We start from the raw sequence: 13,538 nt of genomic DNA, 5'->3' as shown, positions 1-13,538 counted from the left end.
ACGCAACTGCAGGATTTGGCCCAGCTCGTGGGGGCTGCGGCCGAAGTGGCCCAGCGCCCCACTCACGTCCATGTCGACGCTGTGATCGTGCGGATAGGGCTGGTACCAGGCCCAGGAGGTCCTCGAACACCGCTTCCGGCGCCTCGTGCGCGCCGAGTTGGACGTGAACACGCAGGACACTGTGCCCGCGGCGCCTGTCCGCGGTTCCGGTCCGGGGGAGGGCGGGCATGTCCTTTACCCTGCGCTTCCTTGGTTCCCCAGACGCCTCAGTGTGTCTCGTCTACCTGCTGCGGACGGGCCCGTCGCCATGACGCGCGAGCCTCATGTCGCACCTCGACACCCCCGAGGCGTCGCTTCGCTGCGGGCTGACCAGTCCGTTGCGCCTCAGCTTGGCGAGTTCCTGCGGGCGCGGAAGGCTGCGGCTTTGACCCGGCTTCGGCAGGCGTTCGAGCAGAAGTGGCGGACGGCGTTGCGGGAGTTGTCGACGTAGACGCGGTCGCATTGCGGTGCCGTGCACACGCCGAGGCGGCCAGCCAAGTTGCTGCCGATAGCCAGGGCCAGGGCGGTCGCGCAGCCCGCGCTCCAACCGACGGAGAGCGTGTCCTCGGCGCCATGGAAGTGAACCTGCCAGGGCTCGGCATCTACGCGGTCGAGTTGGGGACGGGCTCCGGTGGTGCGCAGGAGGGCGTTCACGTGCTCCGCGGCCTGGTCGGTGCGGCCGTTGTCGACGGCGTCGAACACGGCCCTCAACTGCTGTGCGGTGTCCGTCAGATAGGCCGCGTGTGCCGGCTCAACGGTGGAGCGGGCGGATGCGAGCGGCAGCGCCTCGTGCACGGCCTGCGGGAGCTGATCGCCGCGTGGAGCGACATAGGGGCGGCCCTGTCGGGAGCCGTCGGTCAGCGCATTCACGAGCGAGACGGCTGCATCGAGCAACGTCAGCACGTGACCATCGAACATCACTTGACTGGTCACTCCTTCGAGTCCTAGCGTCCACGTGTTACCGACGATATCCGTTTCGCTGGTGACGAGTGAGGGGTGAGGGCTTTGCACGGCAGCAAGAGATTGCCGCGTTCGGTACGGCTGCTGATCGTTGCGCGGGCGGTCAACCGGCTCGGTGCGTTCTCGATGTCGTTCCTCACCGTGCTCATCACGACGAGCTTCGGGGCCAGCGCTGCCGTCGCGGGATATGTCAGTGCCGCCTTCGGGCTCGCCACGATTCCCTCACGCCTGGCCGGAGGACGCCTGGCCGACCGGATCGGCCGACGCCGCACGATCGTGATGGGCCTGACGGGGTGCGCGGTGGCGCAGCTGGGGCTCGCCGCTGCTGACAGCCTGAGCCTGGTCATCTGCTGCGCGGTCTTGCTGGGCCTGGTCTTCGAACTCTACGAACCGCCGAGCCAAGCCATGATCGCCGACGTGGTGGCGCCTGGGGAGCATGTGCGCGCCTACGGCCTGTTGAATGCGGCCTTGGCCGCGGCGGGCATGGGCGCCGGACTTCTGGCGGCAGGTCTGGGCCGCTGGGATCTGCGCTGGCTGTTCGTCGTCGACGCGATCACGTGCCTGCTCTGCGCGCTCACCGTCCAACTGGTCCTGCCCGCCGACCACCGCACGGCCACGGCCGCCGTACCCGAGCAGGGACTCGCCGTCGCTCCGTGGCGGGACCGTGCCCTGTTGCTCCTCTTGGCAACGGGAACGTTCTTCGCCGTGATCTACCTCCAGATCATGATCACGTTGCCGCTCGCCATGGACCATGCAGGACTACAACCTGCCGACGCCGGGCTACTGTTCACGGCCTCCGCCCTCACCATCTGCGCAGGCCAACCGCTGATGAGCTGGAGCCGGCTCTCCACGCTCTCGGCACCAGTTGCCTTTACTGCCGGGCATCTACTGCTGGCGCTGGGCCTCGGTGGATACGCGCTCGCTCACACGCTGGTCGGCTACCTGGCGGCAACCGTCGTCTGGAGTGTGGGCGACCTGCTCCTGGTAGGCCGCGTCTACGCGGTCGTTGCCGAGCTGGCCCCGACAGACGGAAAGGGGCGCTACCTGGCCGTTTACGGAACCAGTTGGGGCATCGCCGGGATCACCGCGCCTGTGATGGGGACGCAACTGATCGAGTACGCCGGTCCAGCAGGGCTGTGGAGCGCGATGGCGCTCGCGTGCCTCCTGCTCGCCGTGCTGCAGCCGGCTGTGGTCCGGTTGGCCACGCCTTGCACCGTTGGTGATGGCCAACGAAGGTCCGTGTCTGCCGAGTTGCCGGACCAACAGCCTGGCTGATCCCATGACGTCAGCCGAGCGTTCGAGCGTCTCACTCCGTCCCGAACGCGCCCTGCGCGATGCCATGGAACGGCTCTTCGCCGGCCGCCCCACCCGCACCGACGGCAAACTCACCAAGAACAACCTCTGGCGCGAAGCCGGTGTCAGCCGCGCCACCCCGTGCTGGCCGGATGGGACCACCGCATCGGGCACAGCCCAGCCCGTCTCCAAGACCGCAAACAGGCCGAGGCCATCACCGCCCTACGCGCGCAGCTCCGGGAATCCCGAAAACACCGTGATCGTCTCCAGGATCAAGTTGACGCCGCAGCAACCGTCATTGCTGCGCTGTACGGCGAGAACGCCGCTCTTCGTGAGCAGATCTCAGACCAGTCAGCGACCGTCGTACCTCTCACGCCTCGACGGTGACCCCATCGTCGTCAATGTCAGTTGGAGTTGCACCCCCTGTCTCGTGAGACATCTAAAGATCTGGAGAACCTTGGCTGCGGTGGCCCAGGCGCCGCAGGTCAGCGGAGCGGCTGCCAGCGGTCTCCAGATCGGCCCAGGCATGGAGCCTCGAGCCCGCGACGGCCGGGCATCGCGGCGAACTGCTGATCGCCCAGGTCGGCCCGTTGCAGGTTTCGGTCGGCTCTGGTGACCATGGGGACGGACGAGCCGGACACGTCGTTCGCGTTCCCCTGGCCGACCTCATTCCCAGTGGCCCGTATCGATCAGGTCCTCGGCCGGGGTGCGCGGGTCACGCCCTGCACACACAGACATCGATGGGAGGCCGACCACCTGCCCCTGCGGGCGCGCGTCACCTGGTAGCCGCCTTCGGCGGCGGGTCCAGCTCCCGCGCCTCGATCAGTTTCCTCAGCTCCGGCAGGGTCTTCTCCGAGTTCCGCTCGATGTAGAGAGTGCCGCCGGCCGGATGGTCCACGGTCACGGCGTGGACGGGGTCCACGCCTTCGATCGCGTACACGGGTACCGGACTCGAAGGCACTCCCTGGTCCTCATCGTTCGGAGTGTCGTCGCACCCGGGTCTGGTGCCCGTGCCGAGCCGTCTGCCAGCCGTGACGCCGACGCCGTCGCCTTCGTCATCGGGATAAAGCCCGTGCCCCAGGTAGGTGTGGCCCCGGTACACGAGCAGGGCCGCGCAGGAACCGTCCGCCCCGCCTTGCGTGGTGCCCGTCTGCGCGCAGGCCACGGACAAGCTAATCAGGGCAGCCGCGAGCACCGCCCGTACGCTCGCCAATCCAGCCGCCCCCGCGCTCGCCGTCCTATCGGCCGTCCGCCTGCCCGCCATGTACCAACCTCCCCCGGCCGCCGGCACCTCCGGCACGCCGGACCTTGGACGCCAGAGGGCCGCGAAAGGTTCGCTCTCTGCTACGTGATGGCACCGCCCGGGAGCCGTCAGCGCCCGGCCGCCCCGCGTATCCGCAGTTTCTCGATGTCCGTCAGCGGCGTGTTGTGCAGGGCAGGGCGCGAGCGCAGGAAGTCCCCGGCTCGGGCGAGGAAGTCGTCAACGTCTTGGGTGAGGCACCAGTCATTCGGGAGCATGCTTCATGATCCCGAATCTCACCGGCTCGGGAAGCACTTACTCAACACGAGTCCGGGGCACAGGGCTCGGACGTCGGTCGGCGAGGCTTACGCGACGACCAGCCGCGGCCTTGTGGTGGAGGTTCTCGCGGGCACGACCCGGCACGCCACGGTGAGCGTGCGCCGGGTGCTGTCTTGTGACGGCGCACCTTGAGCGCGTGCCAACGAAGTCTGAGCGATTGTGGCGGCGCCTGCGCGCCTGCTCTCTCCAGTTGCCGTTGGGGTGTGCTCAGTGCCTTCTTGAAGAGCGGGTGGAACGGCCCGCTCTTCAAGAAGGAGCGCACCATGGCGCAACCGGTAAGTCGGCCAACAATCAGTGCTGAGCAGTTCAGCCGAGTGCGTGACGAGATTAGGAGCACGGCGGCGCCCGAGAAGGACGCTCAGTCCATCCGGGACTGTGCTCTGCGCATCGTGCAGACCCTAGGCCTGGCGCTATCCACGGATGACCTGAGCAAGCTCCTCACCGAACTCATGGCACCGAGGGTGGCCCCACCCCCTGGGAGCCCTCAGTTCCTCACCCGAGAGGACATCCTGGACATGCCCGACGAGCAGTCAGGAGAAGATGAAGGCCCGGTTAGGTAGACCGGGCCGTCACGCCTGATCACATCCTCAGCTAACCGGAGAGGGTGTCTGGCCCCCACCACTCAATCTTCGATGGCAAGCGGTCAAGGTTCGCTGGCACAGGACAGGTGCGTCCGGACCTGGGGTGAGGGTGTCACGCCTTGCCGAGAAATTCGAACACCTGACCTACTGGGTTCATGGTGCACAGCGGACATTCCCCCGACATCGTGCAGTCTCAGCGCGAATGGGACCGCACCTATAGGGCGCTCGCCGGGGCTGCGGCGGGCAGTAATACGCGGCTGCGGCGGCGGTTGATCGATCTGTCCCGGCGGCTCGTGCGGGACGTTCCGCGGGAGCGGCGGGCCGACCTGCGGCGCCGGGCCGGGCAGGAGGAGTCATGACCCGGGTCCGGCGGTCCTGGGAGGTCACCGAGCGGCAGCGCTCGGTTCTCGCGGCTATACGCGCCCACATCGCGGATCACGGTGAGGTGCCTACGGTCCGGGAGATCGCTGTGGCGGTGGGCCTGTCCAGCCCGTCATCGGTCCTGTATCAGCTGCGCCGTCTAGAAGAGGCAGGCGCCCTTCGGCGTGCTCCAGGCGCTGGCTCGCGGGAGTACCGGCTCAGCTGATGTCTGACGAGACCCACCACATCGACACTCTCCGGTTCCTGGAGCGGGTACAGGAACGCGATCTCGCGCGTATGCGCAGGTGGATCGCGGACGCTGAGCGGCGCGAGGCGGAGCGGTTGCGGGGTGAGCGGATGCGGCCGCCGGCCGCGGACTGGTTGATAGAGCTGGGGATCGGCTCGGGCCGGGCGCCGGTGTACGTCCACGTCGGGGGCTGCCACATGGCGAAGAACCGCACGAAGTCGATCACCGAGGAGCAAGCGCGGGGCACGTTCCCGCCGCCGAGGGAATCACCGACGACGGCGACGGCGCCCGTGCGGTGGGTGACCAGCTGGCGGGCGGCCTGATTGGGCACGTAGTCCAGCTCGGCGATCACTTGGCGGACGCGCACCACGACCTCGGCCCGCACCCGGGGCTCGCGGTTGATCACTCGCGAGACCGTCGATCTCGACACCCCCGCGCGGCGCGCGACGTCCTCGATGGTGGGGCGCTGTCCGTGTGACCGTCGCTTCAACACCGTCTCCGATTGGGCGAGTTGGTCGGGCGTACGGTGATCAGTATGCCTCGACGACCGTGACCTTCTCCTCGGTGACCTCGCCCTCCACGATCCGGTACGAGCGGAACTGGAATTCGCCGAGGCCGTCGGTGTCCGCGGTGGAGACCAGGACGTAGTGCGCGCCGGGCTCGTTGGCGTATCGGGCTGCGCGCCGGTCAGGGGACGGTCACCGTCTCGGTGGAGGACGCCAGCTGCGTGCCTGTGGCTTCGCATGACCGACTCCGAGATCGAGATCACCGCAGACCTGGTCCGCGACCAGCGGTATGGCGGTCGGGCTCCCGCTGTGTGGTTGTCAGTCCCCGCGCTTGATCAAATGATCGCCGATTGAGGCGCCTCGAAGTTCTCGGACAGCGGTCCCCATAGGATCGAAGTCCAGAACGGCGGAGAGAGCACGTGACACAGAAGCGTAGGAAGTTCAGTCCTGAGTTTCGGGACGAGGCGGTCAAGATGGTGGTCGTGGAGTCCCGCCCGATCGCCGAGGTCGCCCGAGAGATACAAGTGAACGAGGGAACGCTGGGCACCTGGGTCAGCCGGTACCGGCAAGAGCACGCCGGGGAGGAGCCTCCCCTGAGCATCAGCGAACGCGCCCGCCTGCGCGAACTGCAACGCGAGAACCGGGAACTCCGCATGAAGACCGAGTTCCTGGGAAAAACGGCGGCCTTCTTCGCCCAGGAATACCGGTGACGGAGAAGTACGAGTTCATCGACGACGAGGCCGACAACTTTCCCGTGCAGCAGCAGATGTGCACCTGGGCGGGAGTATCCACATCGGGCTTCTACCACTGGAAGTCCAGGCCATTGTCGGCCACCGCGAAGCGCCGTGCGGAACTGAGCGCTGTCATCCTCCAGATCTTCTCCGACTCGCAGGAGACCTACGGCTACCGGCGTGTCCACGCCGCGCTCCAGCGGATGAACGTGCAGGCCGGAGCGGAACTGGTCCGCGCGCTGATGCGCGAGCTCGGCCTGGTGCCATGCCAGCCGCGGCCCTGGCGGGCGACCACGATCGCCGATGATGCGGCGCCGGCCACGCCCGACCTTCTGGCCCGTGACTTCACCGCTGACGCTCCCGGGCGCAAACTGGTCAGCGATATCACCTATGTTCACACCTGGGCCGGGTTCTTGTATCTCGCGACCGTCATCGACTGCCACACCAAAGCGGTGGTCGGCTGGGCGATGGCCGACCACATGAAGACCTCTCTCATATCGGATGCACTCGATATGGCGGCCCGGAACATCGACCTCGCCGAAGGCTGCATATTTCATTCCGACCGCGGCAGTCAATACACGTCTCGGGAACTTCGTTGCAAGCTCCGCTCGTTGGGCCTGCGAGCGTCGGTCGGCCGCACCGGTGTCTGTTGGGACAATGCGATGGCTGAATCATTTTTCGGCGCCCTCAAGAACGAACTCGTGCACCGAACTACGTTCCCAACACGCGCACATGCCCGCCGGGCGATCGTCCGCTACATCGAGATGTTCTACAATCGAAAACGCCTCCACTCCGGCCTCGGCTACAAGACACCCGCAGAAGTCCACGCCGAGTACGAGGAGTTGCAGACAGCGGCATAAGGAGAACCCTCAACACCGCTGTCCGAGAACCGCAGGGCCCCTCAGTGACCCTCGGCTGTCACGCGATGGGATACAGGTTTCATGCCGCAGAACACACAGCCGAAGTCGTCCTCGCGCACGACGTTGCGCTTCTGGGGCGCTTCGCTGCCGGGCCGTAGAGTGCGCCGTCAGGCCCTGAGGTAGACGTTCAGAAAGGAATGACCATGGGGGACGTGCAGTTGGCGTGGCAGCGATTGGTGGACTGGCTGGAGACGCATGCACCGACGACTGCGTCGTCGATCCTTGCTCCCGCTCCGCCGGCAGCGATCACTGCGGCAGAGAAGCGCATGGGCGTCGTTTTCCCGGTCGACCTTCGGACGTGGCTCCAGGCATCCGGGGCCGACAACGGCCCTGAGGGTGTCACGGAGGGGGTCGTGCCCGGCAGCAACCGCGATTTGCTGGGACTCGCGGCCATGGAGCGGACGTACCACTTCAAGATGGAGATCGAGCGCGACGACCCGTCCCCCGATACGGAGTTTCCCTTCTGGCATGAGCAGTGGATTCCGATCATCTCGGACGACGATACTTGTTACGGCAAGTTCCTGGATGCGCGTAGCGGTCAGATCGGTTCATTCGGCGATGGGGATGCGCCATCCTTCGGAGTTCACGAGTCACTGACCGTTCTGTTCAGCGAGACGGTCGTCCTCATGGAGCAGATTTCTGCGGGGGCGCAGGGCGCAACTGGACGTGTTCAGGGCGGCAGGCTGATCTGGGACTGATGATCGGCGTACGCACCCAGGCCAACGGTGCCGACCGACACCACGGGCCCACTGCTATTTGAACCTTCGCCGCACCGTTCGAGATCCACTTCCGACACACGGCCTAGAAGACTCATGAAGATCTTGCTGAGGGGTTGTCCGGCCGCAGGCCGGGCGGCCCCTCCGGCTATGTATTGACCGGGGTGAGGTGCCAGGTTCCGTTGGTTCGGGTGAGTCCGAGGTTGATCAGTCGGCGGAGGTTGAGGGCGGCTGCTCGGGTGTGGAGCCAGGCGTCGTTCTTGATGGTGCCGCGGTAGCGGAGTTTGCGGTTGTTGTGGTGGACGAGCCAGGCGACGGCGCGTTCGACTGGTGGTCTCCAGCGCCGGTAGTCAGCCTGCCAGTCGGGATCGGTGGCGGTCTGGTGGCGAGCGGCGGCGAGCAGGTCGTGGTGCGGACGGATGGTCAGGATCCGCCCGGCCTTGGCCTTGGTGCACCGCTCACGAAGGGGGCATCCGGCGCACACGTCCTTGAACGAGGCTTTGCGCTGGTGGTGCTGCCCGGCGGGAGCGGATAAAGGGACGGTGTGTCCGGCGGGGCAGGTCACGGTGGCGGCGCCGGTGTCGATGATGAAGTCGTCGAGGGTGAAGCCGCCAGGGACGGCGGGCCGCAGTGGTGCGGGTTTGAGGAACAGCCGGTGACCGGCAGTTTCGAGGCTGTGGCGGGCGTCGCCGGTGGAGTAGGCGGTGTCACCGAAGGCGTCAACGGGCTCGTCCTCGTCGGTGAGCAGGTCGATTCCGACCATCGCCTCGTGGTGCTCGGGACCGGCTCCGGGCCGCAGGGCGACGGCGGTGTATAACCCGGTCTCGGGCTCCATGGCGAGGTGGGCCTTGAAGCCATCCTGTTGGTGGGTGCGGGTCTTGTGCACGTGCCGGGCTTCGGGGTCGACAGTGGAGACCATCCGGTTTGGTGCGGTGCCCTGGGTGATGCGCCAGCGCCCGTCGCGGCCGTCGGAGTCCTCGGCGGGCTCCACGTCCTGACCTGCGACCAGGGCCAGGATGCCGACCGCGTTCGCGGCCTTCTCGTCGAGCTGCTGCTCGGGCAGATGGCCCAGCAGCCGCAGTGCGTCACCGACCAGGGCGTCGACCAGGTCGGCACGGGCCTGCTCGTCGTTCCAGGCGATCCTCGGCTTGCCCGGGTCGTTGTAGTCGTGCGCGGTGCACTGCACGGCTGCCACCTCGCCGGCCCCGGGGACTTCCCGGATCACCGCCCGGATGGCGGCGATGATCTGGGTGACGGTGTCCTGGGTGGCCACCGCGTCGTCCAGCACAGTGGAATCCAGCGCCCGGCGGTGCTTGCCCTTGAGGACACCGGTGGCCTTCACGACCTCACGCACAGCCTCGAATACCCGGTTCGGCCGGGCGGAACGGGCCAGCCGGCGGCGGAAGTAGGCCAGCAACGACGGATCGAACGCCATGTCATGAAGGCCCAGTCCACAGGCGGCCTTCCACCGCAGGTCGCACCGCAGCTCCTGGACCGTCTCGAAGTCCGAAAGCCCGTGCAGGGCCTGTAGCGTGATCGAAGCGGCCAGGATCTGCGGCGGCATGCTCGGCCGCCCGTTCGCCGACGGGTACATGTCCGCAAACATCTCCGCTTCGAACAGCGCGCTGCGATGCTCGGCCAGGAACGCGAACACACTCCCTGCCGGGATCAAATCCCGGCAGGTCTCCCATACATCCGGCCCGATCGTCTCCCCGGCCCATTCCCCCATCACCACAACAAACAGTCTGGCCCCGCCGCTCACGCGGCGGGGCCAGAACCCAAGATCTTCATGAGTCTTCTAGGGGAGGCGCAGGGGCGTGTCCCGGTAACCGGCAGCGCTGATCGCAATTTTGCTTGATTTTGGCCGCGGATGTGTGGGCGCCTCAGCCAGGTGCTGATAGGTCTCTTCGGGTGGTGGCTACGCCCGGGTTTGATGTGTCCTCGGTGGCCTCGGGTCGGCTCATTGGGGAGCGAGCGGGGGCAAGGTATCCGGCGCGGGTATTCTGCTGCGGGGGTTGCAGGTGGCAGGGTCGAGTGGACGCAGTTTCAGCCGGGGGGGCAACGTGGTGCGGGTGCTTAAGGCGGTAGTCCCGGTCCTCGCCCTGGTGGCGGTGGCGGCGGGGTGTTCCTCGTCCGAGGGCAGGGACGCGGAGCGGCTGACCGCGCAGCGGGAGAACTACTGCACGCAGCTGGGGGCGTGGCAGGAGGCGCGGAACGCGGCGGGCACGGACACTCCGAAGTCAGGGTACGACGATGTCGGGGCGGTCGCTCAGGACGCCTTCCTCGCGATGCGACCGCTCCGGGATGAGCCCGTTGGCGGAGGCCGCACCTTGGCGGAGGCGACGGTGGCAGCGATGAACAACCGTGACTCCGAGGCGGAGGGGCGCGTCGTGCAGTACTGCGGCGATGTCGGCTTCGAGACGCTGACCCGCTAGTGTCCTGAGTCGTTAGTTCGCTTGCGGTTGTAGGGTGGAGCGATGCCGGGTCCGAAGCCGTTGTCGCTGGAGCTGTCCGATCACGAACGCCGGGTGCTACGCGGCTGGTTGCGCAAGCAGACCGCGTCGCAGGCGCTGGTACTCCGGTCGAGGATCGTGCTGGCGTGCGCTGAAGGCCTGTCGAACGCGCGGGTCGCGGAGGACCTGGGTGTCTCGCGGGAGACCGTACGTAAGTGGCGGGCCCGGTTCGCCGCGGACCGGCTGGAGGGTCTGGTGGACCGACCACGCGCGGGGGCGCCGCGGAAGATCACGGACGAGCAGGTCGAAGCCCTGGTCGCCAGGACCCTCGACCAGGTGCCGCCGAAGGGTGATTCGCACTGGTCGACGCGTTCGATGGCCGAGGCGGCGGGCATGTCGCAGTCGGCTGTCTCGCGGATCTGGCGGGCGTTCGGCCTCAAGCCGCACATCGTGGAGACGTGGAAGCTCTCGACCGACCCGCAGTTCGTGACCAAGGTCCGTGACGTGGTGGGTATTTACCTGTCGCCGCCGGAGAACGCCCTGGTCCTGGCTGTGGACGAGAAGTCGCAGATACAGGCCCTGGACCGAACCCAGCCCGTGCTGCCGATGGCGCCGACCACGCCGGCGAAGATGACCCACGACTACGTCCGGCACGGCACAACCAGTCTGTTCGCGGCCCTGGACATCGCCTCCGGCTCGGTCATCGCCCAGCATTACCGCCGCCACCAGGAGTTCCTCCGCTTCCTGAAGGTCATCGACGCCGCTGTCCCCAAGGACCTCGAACTTCACCTGGTCCTGGACAACTACGCCACCCACAAGACCGAGCCGGTCAAGAAGTGGCTGCTGCGTCACCCTCGCTTCCACCTGCACTTCACGCCTACCTCGGCGTCCTGGCTCAACCTCGTCGAGCGCTGGTTCGCCGAGCTGACCTGCCGCAAGCTCCGCCGCTCGGCCCACCGCAGCGTCGTCGAACTCGAACGGGACATCCGCGGCTGGATCAACGAGTGGAACAAGAACCCAAAGCCGTTCGTCTGGACGAAAAGGGCCGACGACGTCATCGACACCCTCGCCGCATACTGCAACGAATTAATGACTCAGGACACTAGTAGACCGTCGTGGCTAATTTTTGGGATAAAGGTGACGTAGTTTGATGCGTGCGTCGTGGGTGGTGAACTGCCAGTCCACCTGACGTTGGTCGGTGTTGGTGGCGTTCTGCCAGGCCGAGAGTTCGGTGTTGAGGATGTCGAGGTCGTTGATCCGGCGGTCGAGGCATTGCCGGGTCAGCGCGGAGAGTTCGATCTCGGCGATGTTGAGCCATGACCCGTGCTTGGGCGTGTGGTGGATCTCGAGGCGCTGGGCCAGGGCGAAGGCTTTGTCGGGGGTGAATGCCTCGTAGAGCGAGGCGATGGTGTGGGTGTTGAGGTTGTCCATCACCAGTACCACCGTGTCGGCGTCGGGGTAGTTGACGGTCAGGAGCTGCTCGACCTGGCCGGCCCAGTCGGTCCGGGTGCGCCGGGACAGTGCCTGGACGCGGCGCCACCCGGCCAGGGGCTCGACCCAGCAGAAGATCGAGCAGGTGCCGCAGCGGATGTACTCACTGTCCTGGCGGGCGTCGTGGCCGGGGCGGGCCGGGAGCGGGGCGCGGGCATGGTCGAGGAGCTGGTAGGGCTTCTCGTCCATGCACACGACCGGACGTGCTGGGTCATAGGGCCGGGCGTAGATGGCCAGTACGTCTTCCATCCGGGCCGCGAACTGCGCGTTCGCCTTCGGTGGGATGGTCCAGCACTTCTTCAGATGAGGACGCAGTTCCGTTTTTTTAAGACCCGCCCGATGGTGGAGTGATCCAGGTTCGGGATGTCCTCGGCCAGGGCGACATGCTTCTCCAGCAGCCGCAGGGACCACCGGGTATAGCCCTGGGGTGGCTGTGAGCACGCCATCGCGATCAGCCGGGCTTCGACCTCACCGGTCACCGGCGAGGGCACCGGCGGCAGCTCGCGCTTCTTCCGGGCGATCGTGGCGTGAACATCGCCACCGGTCTCGGCGAACCGCTTGGCCACCAGCCGCAGTGTCTCGCCCGAGACTCCGGCCCGGGCCGCGACCGCGTCCTGCGAGCCGATCGCGCCTGCAGAGGTGTCGAGCGCGAGCAGCACCCGCGCCCTCCTGATCACCGAGGCTGGATGGATACCCGTCGTGGTTACCCGAACCAGCTCTTCACGATCAGCCGCGGTCAGCACCACCGGCCTCTTCTTCTGCGAACCCATCACCCCAACTCCCGTCCGGCAGAAGGGAAGCAACATCTGCCGGACCCCACCATCCCAACCAAACAACCCAGAACTAAGCAACGACACGCTACTAGTGACCTGAGTCAGATCTCTGGTGTGGTCTCCGAACGCGTTGCCCTATAGATCGTGTTGAGCATCGGTTTGAGTGAGCGGCCACGGTCGGGTGAACGTCAGCTGAGATCGGCATGCGCGATCTTCCATGGGCTGGTGGGCGAACCGCTTCGGTGCGGTGAACGGTCCGGAATATAGAAGGGGGAGGCTATGCGTGGGCTGTGGTGGGTGGCCGGGGGCGGGTGCGTCCTGGTGGCGTTGGGCGTGGGCCTTTGGCTGGGATTCATGGACGAGGGGCATCCGTTCGGTGACACGCGGGCCTGCGAAGGGAGCGATGTTCCGTTGCAGCAGGAGCTCGATGTCATACGCCTTGCTCTCCCCGCTGGTGCCGGAAATGTCCACTACGTCACGCACTCTGCGGCGGCGGCCGGAGGTGTCCGGCTGGCTGTGGCGTTCCGCAGCACCTCGCAGGCGATGCAGGCGTATCTGCGGGAGAACAAGATCGTGACGGAGGGGCAGCGCAACCTCGACGACGGACGGTTCGAGCTGGGTGACGTCGGTGCCGCCCCGTCGAGTCTCGGGCTGTGTGGGAATGTTGCTCAAATCCAGGCGCCCGCCGTCCTCATCGACAAGCAGCGCGAGGCGCTGGACGGGCAGGAAGAGGTCGTCGACATCGCTCTCCAGCTGAACCCCGCCGGTATGGCGGGCAGCATCCGACCCACGACGAGCGTCCTACTCACGGTCACGGAGAGCTCGCGGCCGTGAGGAGAGCCGACGTCAGCGGCATCGGCAAGTACGCCGACGCCCGACCAGCCTGGTT

General features: G+C 66.8%; 13 protein-coding genes and 4 pseudogenes. 9 read left to right on the top strand and 8 right to left on the bottom strand.

Going from position 1 to position 13,538, the window contains the following annotated elements; genetic code table 11:
* Positions 1-384: 384 nt before the first annotated feature.
* Complete coding sequence (locus OG456_RS44415) at positions 385-957, bottom strand: CGNR zinc finger domain-containing protein (RefSeq protein WP_266571747.1); 573 nt, start codon at positions 955-957, stop codon at positions 385-387.
* A gap of 87 nt (positions 958-1,044) precedes the next feature.
* Here OG456_RS44415 and OG456_RS44410 point away from each other — a divergent pair, with 87 nt between their 5' ends.
* The gene (locus OG456_RS44410; RefSeq protein WP_266570848.1) at positions 1,045-2,274 is read left to right on the top strand and encodes an MFS transporter; all 1,230 of its coding nucleotides are present in this window, start codon (positions 1,045-1,047) and stop codon (positions 2,272-2,274) included.
* 793 nt (positions 2,275-3,067) lie between these two features.
* Here the strand turns inward: OG456_RS44410 and OG456_RS44405 are convergent.
* On the bottom strand, positions 3,068-3,457 hold the full coding sequence (locus OG456_RS44405) for a DUF6281 family protein (protein ID WP_266571746.1): 390 nt from the start codon (positions 3,455-3,457) through the stop codon (positions 3,068-3,070).
* Between the two features lie 218 nt (positions 3,458-3,675).
* Positions 3,676-3,810, bottom strand: a pseudogene (locus OG456_RS44400) (GNAT family N-acetyltransferase); the annotation flags it as partial.
* A gap of 797 nt (positions 3,811-4,607) precedes the next feature.
* Here OG456_RS44400 and OG456_RS44395 point away from each other — a divergent pair.
* From OG456_RS44395 to OG456_RS50960, 3 genes are read left to right on the top strand one after another with little or no spacing between them, the layout of a single operon-like run.
* Positions 4,608-4,811, top strand: coding sequence for a hypothetical protein (locus OG456_RS44395; protein ID WP_266570846.1), 204 nt, complete (start codon positions 4,608-4,610; stop codon positions 4,809-4,811).
* A complete protein-coding gene (locus OG456_RS44390) occupies positions 4,808-5,038 on the top strand; it encodes a MarR family transcriptional regulator (protein ID WP_266570844.1) in 231 nt (76 codons plus the stop codon). The genes OG456_RS44395 and OG456_RS44390 overlap by 4 nt, the downstream gene beginning before the upstream one ends.
* Positions 5,038-5,382 carry a DUF6233 domain-containing protein gene (locus tag OG456_RS50960; protein WP_354006151.1) on the top strand — a complete coding sequence of 115 codons (345 nt, stop codon included), beginning with the start codon at positions 5,038-5,040 and terminating at the stop codon, positions 5,380-5,382. Before OG456_RS44390 ends, OG456_RS50960 begins: the two co-directional genes overlap by 1 nt.
* Here OG456_RS50960 and OG456_RS44385 read toward each other — a convergent pair.
* Both OG456_RS44385 and OG456_RS44380 read right to left on the bottom strand, forming a co-directional pair.
* A pseudogene (locus OG456_RS44385) lies at positions 5,331-5,549 on the bottom strand (LacI family DNA-binding transcriptional regulator); the annotation flags it as partial. The gene OG456_RS50960 and the pseudogene OG456_RS44385 sit on opposite strands and share 52 nt — an antisense overlap.
* Positions 5,550-5,589: 40 nt before the next feature.
* Positions 5,590-5,730, bottom strand: a pseudogene (locus tag OG456_RS44380) (peptidase); the annotation flags it as partial.
* Between the two features lie 254 nt (positions 5,731-5,984).
* On the opposite strand from OG456_RS44380, the gene OG456_RS44375 reads away from it, so the two are divergent.
* Together OG456_RS44375 and OG456_RS44370 are read left to right on the top strand one after the other, a co-directional pair.
* A protein-coding gene (locus tag OG456_RS44375; RefSeq protein WP_266570843.1) for an IS3 family transposase occupies positions 5,985-7,156 on the top strand; the annotation gives its coding sequence in 2 pieces (ribosomal slippage) (positions 5,985-6,237 and positions 6,237-7,156; 1,173 coding nt in all).
* Positions 7,157-7,359: 203 nt separating this feature from the next.
* Positions 7,360-7,914, top strand: coding sequence for an SMI1/KNR4 family protein (locus tag OG456_RS44370; protein ID WP_266570842.1), 555 nt, complete (start codon positions 7,360-7,362; stop codon positions 7,912-7,914).
* A 166-nt stretch (positions 7,915-8,080) separates the two neighbouring features.
* Here OG456_RS44370 and OG456_RS44365 read toward each other — a convergent pair whose 3' ends face one another.
* Complete coding sequence (locus OG456_RS44365) at positions 8,081-9,661, bottom strand: IS1182 family transposase (protein ID WP_266557237.1); 1,581 nt, start codon at positions 9,659-9,661, stop codon at positions 8,081-8,083.
* A gap of 343 nt (positions 9,662-10,004) precedes the next feature.
* On the opposite strand from OG456_RS44365, the gene OG456_RS44360 reads away from it, so the two are divergent.
* Together OG456_RS44360 and OG456_RS44355 are read left to right on the top strand one after the other, a co-directional pair.
* Positions 10,005-10,367, top strand: a complete 363-nt coding sequence (locus OG456_RS44360; protein ID WP_266570841.1) for a hypothetical protein — start codon at positions 10,005-10,007, stop codon at positions 10,365-10,367.
* Between the two features lie 42 nt (positions 10,368-10,409).
* Positions 10,410-11,491 (top strand): annotated as a pseudogene (locus tag OG456_RS44355) (IS630 family transposase).
* Between the two features lie 13 nt (positions 11,492-11,504).
* Here the strand turns inward: OG456_RS44355 and OG456_RS44350 are convergent.
* Together OG456_RS44350 and OG456_RS44345 are read right to left on the bottom strand one after the other, a co-directional pair.
* Positions 11,505-12,287, bottom strand: a complete 783-nt coding sequence (locus tag OG456_RS44350) for an IS630 family transposase (RefSeq protein WP_266570834.1) — start codon at positions 12,285-12,287, stop codon at positions 11,505-11,507.
* Complete coding sequence (locus OG456_RS44345; protein ID WP_266570833.1) at positions 12,176-12,646, bottom strand: helix-turn-helix domain-containing protein; 471 nt, start codon at positions 12,644-12,646, stop codon at positions 12,176-12,178. Before OG456_RS44345 ends, OG456_RS44350 begins: the two co-directional genes overlap by 112 nt.
* Before the next feature lie 282 nt (positions 12,647-12,928).
* Between OG456_RS44345 and OG456_RS44340 the strand changes: the two genes are divergently transcribed.
* Complete coding sequence (locus tag OG456_RS44340; RefSeq protein ID WP_266570840.1) at positions 12,929-13,483, top strand: hypothetical protein; 555 nt, start codon at positions 12,929-12,931, stop codon at positions 13,481-13,483.
* The last annotated feature ends 55 nt before the right edge of the window (positions 13,484-13,538 follow it).

The sequence above is a fragment of the Streptomyces sp. NBC_01446 genome (genome assembly GCF_026340095.1).
Classification (GTDB): domain Bacteria; phylum Actinomycetota; class Actinomycetes; order Streptomycetales; family Streptomycetaceae; genus Streptomyces; species Streptomyces aureus.
Note: the sequence above shows the minus strand (reverse complement) of the source record. Positions and strands in the feature narration are given on the sequence as shown.

Bases quoted from the DNA above. Each gene is read 5' to 3' on its own strand.
- OG456_RS44415 (WP_266571747.1), bottom strand. From the start codon at position 957: ATGTTCGATGGTCACGTGCTGACGTTGCTCGATGCAGCCGTCTCGCTC.
- OG456_RS44395 (WP_266570846.1), top strand. From the start codon at position 4,608: ATGGTGCACAGCGGACATTCCCCCGACATCGTGCAGTCTCAGCGCGAA.
- OG456_RS44390 (WP_266570844.1), top strand. From the start codon at position 4,808: ATGACCCGGGTCCGGCGGTCCTGGGAGGTCACCGAGCGGCAGCGCTCG.
- OG456_RS50960 (WP_354006151.1), top strand. From the start codon at position 5,038: ATGTCTGACGAGACCCACCACATCGACACTCTCCGGTTCCTGGAGCGG.
- OG456_RS44370 (WP_266570842.1), top strand. From the start codon at position 7,360: ATGGGGGACGTGCAGTTGGCGTGGCAGCGATTGGTGGACTGGCTGGAG.
- OG456_RS44365 (WP_266557237.1), bottom strand. From the start codon at position 9,661: ATGGGGGAATGGGCCGGGGAGACGATCGGGCCGGATGTATGGGAGACC.
- OG456_RS44345 (WP_266570833.1), bottom strand. From the start codon at position 12,646: ATGGGTTCGCAGAAGAAGAGGCCGGTGGTGCTGACCGCGGCTGATCGT.
- OG456_RS44340 (WP_266570840.1), top strand. From the start codon at position 12,929: ATGCGTGGGCTGTGGTGGGTGGCCGGGGGCGGGTGCGTCCTGGTGGCG.